3 protein-coding genes are annotated in these 8,231 nt (G+C 50.5%); all 3 read left to right on the top strand.

What is annotated here, in order from left to right; genetic code table 11:
- The first annotated feature begins 67 nt into the window (after nt 1-67).
- The 3 genes from J2T55_RS10575 to J2T55_RS10565 are packed head-to-tail and all read left to right on the top strand — an operon-like array spanning nt 68 to nt 8,181.
- Nucleotides 68-1,576, top strand: a complete 1,509-nt coding sequence (locus tag J2T55_RS10575) for a site-specific DNA-methyltransferase (protein ID WP_259056379.1) — start codon at nt 68-70, stop codon at nt 1,574-1,576.
- Between the two features lie 2 nt (nt 1,577-1,578).
- Entirely contained in the window at nt 1,579-4,854 is a 3,276-nt protein-coding gene (locus tag J2T55_RS10570) for a DEAD/DEAH box helicase family protein (protein ID WP_259056377.1), read from the top strand.
- Nucleotides 4,855-4,902: 48 nt separating this feature from the next.
- The gene (locus J2T55_RS10565; RefSeq protein WP_259056374.1) at nt 4,903-8,181 is read left to right on the top strand and encodes an SNF2-related protein; all 3,279 of its coding nucleotides are present in this window, start codon (nt 4,903-4,905) and stop codon (nt 8,179-8,181) included.
- The last annotated feature ends 50 nt before the right edge of the window (nt 8,182-8,231 follow it).

The raw sequence follows: 8,231 nt of genomic DNA, 5'->3' as shown, positions 1-8,231 counted from the left end.
ACCCGTGGCTATCGGACACCGAATGAAATATTACTGGGGCAATCAACTGAACTGTTGACTGCATAACTTGATTGCACTTATTGATAGAATCCAAGCTCCTCAAATTATTAAAGTTAAGAAAAAAAATATAACAAGGATGTTGGATCGTGCTAATGCAATTATCAATAAATATGGTGAGGCTAATAAGGATGCTATTTCAGAATGGCGAGAATGGCTAAGAAATGAAAAATCTCTATCAAAAGCGGAGCTGATTTATGATTTGATTGACGATAAAGGAGAAGTTTTTAGATCTGCTGATATGACGGCAACCGACAAACGTCAGAATGAGAAATTTCACATTCCTATAATGCATCCAGTGACGAATAAAAATTGCCCTGTGCCTTCTAATGGGTGGCGATATGCCCCTGGAACTATTGAGGATCTACTTAATAACGATCTCATTTTGTTTGGAGAAGATCATACAAAAATACCCCGGCGTAAAATTTTGCTTAGAGATAATCTGGATAGTCAGATGCCCTCAATATGTAAAAGTGGTTATAGAGGCAAAGTAGAATTGGATGCCTTAGGAGTGGAATTTCCATTTGCACATTCAACTGAATTTTATGGTTATCTTATTAATGCTTTGTCATATGAAAATCATGGAGAATTTGTATTAGATTATTTTGCCGGATCGGGGACAACTGCCCATGCTGTAATTAATCTAAACCGCGAAGATAGCGGGCAGCGTAAATTTATACTCGTTGAAATGGGTGACTATTTTGATGCTGTCTTATTGCCCCGCCTTAAAAAAGTCACCTTCACTCCCGAATGGAAAGACGGCAAGCCCAAGCGCTTGGCCACTGCCGAGGAGGCTGAGCGTTCACCACGGATCATGAAGGTTGTACGGCTGGAGTCCTATGAGGATGCGCTTAATAATCTGATGCCTGCGCGATCGGATTCCCAGCAAAAGCTGCTCGGTTCACCGGAAGCACAGGGAGCCGATGGGCTGAAAGAGCAGTACATGCTGCGCTACATGTTGGATGTTGAGAGCCGTGGTAGTCAGTCGCTATTAAATATTGATGCCTTTACTGATCCCACGGCCTATAAACTCAAGGTCAAGCGACCCGGCAGCGAGGAAAGCCGCGAGGTCAATGTCGATCTCATCGAGACTTTCAATTGGCTGATTGGCCTGACCGTGGAGACCATCACTGCGCCGCGTACCTTTAATGCCAACTTTCAGCGCGATAATGACCCCGATCTGCCCAAGGTTTCACCGCGCCGTCTGCTGCTGGATGGCCGCTTGCGCCAGAACGATCAAGGCCCTTGGTGGTTCCGTACCGTTACCGGCACCACACCGGATGGACGCAGCACGCTGGTTATCTGGCGCAAGCTGACCGGTGATGCCGAGCAGGATAACCTGGTATTGGATGAGTGGTTCCGCATTCAGGACTATTCCAGTCGCGATACGGAGTTCGATCTCATCTACGTCAATGGTGACAATAACCTCGAAAACCTGCGTCAGCCGGACGAAACCTGGAAAGTCCGACTCATCGAGGAGGATTTCCACCGGCTGATGTTCGCCGACACGGAGGTCTGAATATGCCGCCGCGTGGACGTAACAATCGACCCCAGGTCCCGTTTGCCTACAAACTGGTGCTGAATCAGTGGCTGTTCAGCCTGTTCGGAATCAAGTCCAGCGACGGGTTTGCCGACTGGCATGGCAAGAGACTGCCGCTGCTGGAAGCCTTCAAGCAGAAATTTCAGATCAATGAAGAAACCGCCGGCGACTTGGATGAGAATAATATACACCGATTTTACACGGCACTTATCAATCAGACCGAGGAACTGGAGGAGCTGCCGAACGATCTGTTACTGGAATACGATCAGAATATCGTCCGCCATACCCAACGTTTGAATGAGCGGCGGCTCGCGCGCGGTGACGATCCAATCACCTGGAAATACTTCCAGTATCTGACGCTGTTGTTTACCGAGATCTATCTGGATCGCTATTTTCGCGATCCGCATACCCTGCTGGCCACCATCAATGGACAGGTCCGGCTTTATAACAATGACAAGCCTGAAGTCGACCAGATCCCGGAACTGGATCCGTCCGGCGATGTAACCGGACAGCTCAACAAGCTGGCCTTCTGGAGTGCCACGGGTTCGGGCAAGACCCTGATCATGCATGCCAACATTCTGCAGTATCAGCATTATCTGGATCTGCATGGTAAGCGGCGGGATCTGAACCGGATTATCCTGCTGACGCCGAACGAAGGTCTGAGCCGACAGCATCTGGAGGAATTCGTTGCGGCGGGGATCGATGCCGAGTTGTTCAACAAGGATGGGCATGGACTATTCGCCGGTCACTCCGTGGAAATCATCGATATCCACAAGTTGCGGGACGAGATGGGCGACAAGACCGTCGCCGTGGACGCCTTCGAAAGCAATAACCTGGTCCTGATTGACGAAGGCCACCGGGGCGCGAGTTCCAGCGAGACTGGCACCTGGATGCGTTTTCGCAACGCCCTCTGTGAGAAGGGGTTTTCCTTCGAGTATTCGGCTACATTAGGTCAGGCGATAAAGGGGAATCAGCAGCTTACGGCCCAGTATGCCCGTTGCATCCTGTTCGACTATTCCTACAAGTATTTCTATGGCGACGGCTTCGGCAAGGATTATCAGATTCTCAACCTGGATCCGGAAACCCAGGAAAACTACCTTGAAATCTATCTGGTAGCCTGCTTACTGGCTTTTTATCAGCAGTTACGGTTGTTCGAAGACCAGAAGTCGGCGCTAAGGCCGTTTCACATCGAGCTGCCGTTATGGATTTTTGTTGGTAATCGAGTAACCACCTCACTGTCAACTAGGGATGCCTCGGATATCGTCCAAATCCTGCAATTTCTATCCCGTTTCGTCTCGGACAAGGCGAGCAATGTTGGCCATATTGGCGGGATCCTGAATGAGGGGTTGACCGATGCCTATGGCCGAAATCTGTTCGCCGGGCGGTTCGCTTATCTTAACAAGCAGGCTCTGAGTCCAGAGCGGATTTACGATGATGTGCTGGCTACGGTCTTCAATGCGGCTGCCGGCGGCGCCATGCATATAGAAAATATCAAGGGAGTGAACGGTGAGATTTCTCTGCGGATGGGTGACAATGAGCCCTTTGGTGTGATCAATGTTGGTGATGATACAAAGCTTTGCAGCCTGTGCGAAGAGAAGGGATTGTTGGTCCGGGACAGCGATTTTGAGGATTCCCTGTTCGGGACCATCAATGAACCGGATTCCACCGTCAAGCTATTGATTGGCTCCAGAAAATTCACCGAAGGCTGGAACAGCTATCGGGTCAGTACCATGGGTCTGATGAACATGGGTAGTACCGAGGGCTCCCAGATTATTCAGCTATTCGGCCGTGGCGTGCGCCTGAATGGTTATGATAAAAGCTTGAAGCGTAGTGGCCGGACCCATCTGCCCGACGAAGTTGAAAGACCATCGCATATTGCCCTGCTGGAGACGCTGAACATCTTCGGCATCAAGGCCGATTACATGGCCCAGTTCCGGGAATTCCTGGAAGAGGAAGGCCTGCCACCCAACGACGAACGCGAGGAATTCCTGTTGCCGGTGGTTCGTAATCTCGGCAGTCAGAAACTCAAGACTATTCGACTGAAAAAGGAGATTAACGGCGTCAGCACGGAAAGCGGCGATGCCTTCAAGAAACTGGGGCCGGTCCCCACCTTGCAGGTGCCCGATCCCGATAAGGAGGAGGCGCTGGTCTATTTACAAAAGAATCCCGTCGTCCTGAACTGGTATCCCAAAATCAAGGCTATCAAATCTAGCGGTGCTACAGGTGGTGATCAGGATAGCGAAGCGAACAGGGCGGTCTTTTCGCCACGTCATGTCGCCTTTCTCAACCTGGATAAACTGTATTTTGAACTGCAGCGGTTCAAGGCCGAACGAGGCTGGTACAACCTGAACCTATCGCGCGAGTCGATTACCGGGCTTCTGGAAGATAAGACCTGGTACCGACTCCTGATACCGGATACCGAATTGGCCTTCGACTCCTTTGAAAAAGTCCGGTTATGGCAGGAAATTGCCACGGCGTTGCTGAAGAAGTACTGCGAGCGCTATTATACTTTCCGCAAGCGGGAATGGGAACTGCCGCATCTGGAATATCGGGAAATCGATAGCACAGATCCGAACTTTCCCAGCGTCAATGAGGACCATCCTGAAGGCTATTATCGGATTCAGGTGGAAAAATCTCAGGAAGCGATCATTGAAAAGCTGAATGAACTGAAGGCTGAGATAGAATCTGGAGCTCTGGATAAATGGCAATTTGAAAACCTTCATGCTATCCGATTTTCGCAGCATCTTTATCAGCCCTTACTGCATCTCACCGGATCGACACTGGAGATTAGTCCGGTTCCACTCAATCGTGGGGAATGGCGGTTTGTCAATGACATGAAAGCGTTTTACGAGAACAACGGCAAATTCTTTGCTGATAAGGAATTGTACCTCCTGCGGAACCTGAGCCGGGGTAAGGGCGTGGGCTTCTTCGAGGCCGGCAATTTCCATCCGGACTTTATTCTCTGGCTGCAATCCGAAGGCCGCCAGGCTGTCAATTTCGTCGATCCTAAGGGTGTTCGCAATCTGCCATGGGATGATCCCAAGATAAATTTCTGTAACACGATCAAGGAAATTGAGAATCGGCTTGGAGACTCGAATGTCAGCCTGGATTCATTTATCGTATCCAACACACCGTCTCATACAATGAAAATGTACTGGGGCAAGGATAAAGAGGCCATGCATAAACGGCATATCCTGTTCCAGGAAGAAGATCGAGAGACCTATATTCGGACCTTGTTGGAGACTGTGGCAGTTTAATAAGTTATCTAATGAGTTTTTAGACACAACGCTATCTCATAGGGATTTGTGAGCACTGATAACCAGTTTGATTTATTCGAGGCAGATATAACGGCGGCCGCGCCATCTGTTGAGTGGCCCTCGGCGGAGCGTTTTCCTTTAAATCTGCCGGGTCGTAGCACTGGCTCAATTATTGAGCGGGATTTGTTCGCCGCATCCGATGCACTCATCGTAACCGGTTATACCAGTTTGGGACGATTAATATCCTTTCTAGGATGCCTTTCTTCTGAACGTCAACAACCGCTACGTCTGTTGATTGGTGCCGAGCCGCATCCGACTGCTCGAACTGATTTCAACCTACAGGGGCATGACCTGCCTGACGAAATCAGGCGCTTTTGGCTGGCGCGGGGTATTTCACTGCGCCTTTCCGGTTTATTGCTGAAGGTTATGGAGGATCTACGAAGCGGAGTGATCGAAGCACGTTTCATGCCACGATCTTATGGCATGCTGCATGCGAAGATTTATTGTGCCGATGATATCTCCACGCTGGGGTCTAGCAATTTCTCTGATGCGGGACTAGCACATAATCTGGAAGCCAATGCCCGGTTCTCTGCCAGAGATAGTCGCCGTTCTTCTGAATTGCGGCAGATAGCCGAAAATTACTGGTCCATGGGCAAAAACTATAATGATGCCCTGCTAGGGCTATTGGAACAGCTATTGAAAATAGTTAGCTGGGAGGAGGCTCTGGCACGCGCTTGTGCCGAACTGCTGGAAGGCAGGTGGGCTGAAGATTATCTGCGGCACTATGGCCTGGGCCAAGGCGAGGAACTTTGGCCCTCACAGGTACGTGGTATCGCACAGGCACTGATGCTTTTGCGCCAGGTAGGCAGTGTACTGGTGGCCGACGCCACGGGGTCGGGAAAGACCCGTATGGGAGTTCATTTAATTCGTGCCCTGATGCAGCAGATCTGGTCGTCCAGCAGGCAGCGCAAGGGTGCACCCATCATGGTTTGCCCGCCACTGGTCAAGTTGTCGTGGGAACGGGAGGCAGAGCATTGCGGGCTGCCGCTGACAACGACATCGCACGGCATGCTTAGCCAGCGCAGCAGTGAGGATGTCGATCTCATGCTGAAACGCTTGTCCAGTGCTCAGATTCTCGCTGTCGATGAGGCGCACAATTTTCTCAATCTAGCCTCACAGCGCACTCAGGCGATTCTCCGTAATCTGGCTGATCACACACTGTTGTTCACAGCTACCCCGATCAACCGCAGCAGTGTAGATCTGCTGCGTATTGCTGATCTTATCGGCGCCGATAACCTGGCCCCACAAACCTTAAAGATGTTCGAACGCTTGCTCGGTAGGCGGCGACTAAATCGATCCTTGAGCGAGGGTGAACGGCAGGCGCTGCAGCATGAAATTGCGCGTTTTACAGTACGGCGAACCAAGTCGCAGCTTAATGCTATGATCGACGAACAACCTGAGGCATATCAGGCGGCGGGAAACTTATGTCGCTATCCAAATCATCAACCCCACACATATATTCTGGATGAACCTGATAGTGACCGAATGGCAGCGGCGCATGTTAGTGAATTGACCGATCAATTGCTTGGACTCAATTATCTGGCGGGGGAGATTGCATTACCTGCAGCACTTAGGCGAGATGGATGGACGGATGAAAAATATCTTGCCTCCCGACTCAAGGGCGCGCACAAACTGGCTGCCTATATGGTACGTTCAAGACTACGTTCCTCACGCGCAGCCCTGTTGGAGTATCTGCGCGGTACGCGTCATGCCCTGGAATTTTTTGATCTCCATGAGGGTTTTCACAAGAACAGTACAGGGAATGTCATCGATCGCCTCACACGGCTAGAGGGGCATTTACCACACAATAGTCTGACTGATATCGAATTGCCGGAATGGCTACGGGATCCGGAACAACACCGCATCGCATGCGAGAAGGAGATTGCTGTTTATCGTGAAGTCGAGAAGATTATTCAAGATTATTTAAGTGACAGTCGGGAGCAGCGTAAGGCTGAACAGTTATACGAATTGCTGGATGATCATGATTTGGTTCTAGCTTTCGATAGTTGTCCGATCACACTAGCGCTAATACGGAAATTACTGAAAAAACTAGGCGATATAACGGTTTACATTGCTACCGGCGATCCATCTTCAGAACGACGTGAAATTGCCACGATATTCAATCCCGGATCGCAAGATCGGCGAGTTATAGGGCTATGCTCAGATAGCCTGGCAGAAGGCGTAAATCTGCAACAAGCATCAGCTGTGGTCAACCTTGATATGCCGTCTGTTGTACGTATTGCGGAACAAAGAATAGGGCGTGTGGATCGCATGGATAGTCCGCATCCACGTGTGGATATCTACTGGCCGGATGATGCCGAGGAGTTTGCTTTAACAACTGATGAACGATTTGTGGAACGATTCGAGACCGTAGAGAATTTGCTCGGATCCAATATCACCCTGCCCGAACATTTATTGAACGCTAATCGTGGTCGGCCGATAGATACCAACAAATTAGTGCAGGAATTTGAACAGGCGCTTGCAGAGGATGACTGGAATGAGATTGAAGACGCCTTTGCTCCGGTTCGTGGACTGATACAGGGGCGGCTTACTCTGGTTTCGCCGGAAGTATATGCTGATATGCGCCAGGAAACAGCACGCATACTCTCTCGTGTCGCAATCGCACCGGCACGGCGACCCTGGGGATTCTTTTGCCTGAGAGGAGACAGTGAACGAGCACCGGCATGGATTTTGATCCCAGCTCCTGATGGCAAGCCAATTTTAGATCTTGCCGAGATCTGTACCGGTTTGCGTGATCGTTTACAGCCCGATATGCCAACATCACCTGCTACGGAAGATCACATGCGTTGGCTGGAGCCATTTCTACGACGATTGGTGCTCGCAGAACGCGAGCGATTGCCGCGCAAGAAGCGACGGGCTCTGGATGAGATGCGCATTATTTTAACGCACTATCAAGCAAAGGCCGCGGCGGAACATCGCCAGGATGATCTGGACTTGTGCCAGCGTCTCATTCGCTGGCTAGACTCGCAGAATCCTGAACAAATGCCGGATTGGGAAGCGATGGCCGAGCGCTGGTTAGACCTGATACGGCCGGTTTGGTACAGCGCTTTGCAGAAACGCCGCCGCAAGCGCCCACTGCGCCTTTCCGACTTACGGTCGCGGCTTTTGAATGAAGATCGTATCGAATTGGCTGATATCCGAAGAACTTTTTCACGTATACCTCGACTACCACCAGTCGAGGAACGCATTGCTGCGTGTATTCTTGGAGTACCTATGTTACGAGAAGGGAGAAAGCCAGATGTCTAATCGCCACGACACTTGGCGAGTGGTCGGAATGACTGACTACGGTGATTGTT

It is taken from the genome of Methylohalomonas lacus (assembly GCF_024808875.1).
Lineage (GTDB): Bacteria > Pseudomonadota > Gammaproteobacteria > Methylohalomonadales > Methylohalomonadaceae > Methylohalomonas > Methylohalomonas lacus.
Note: the sequence above shows the minus strand (reverse complement) of the source record. Positions and strands in the feature narration are given on the sequence as shown.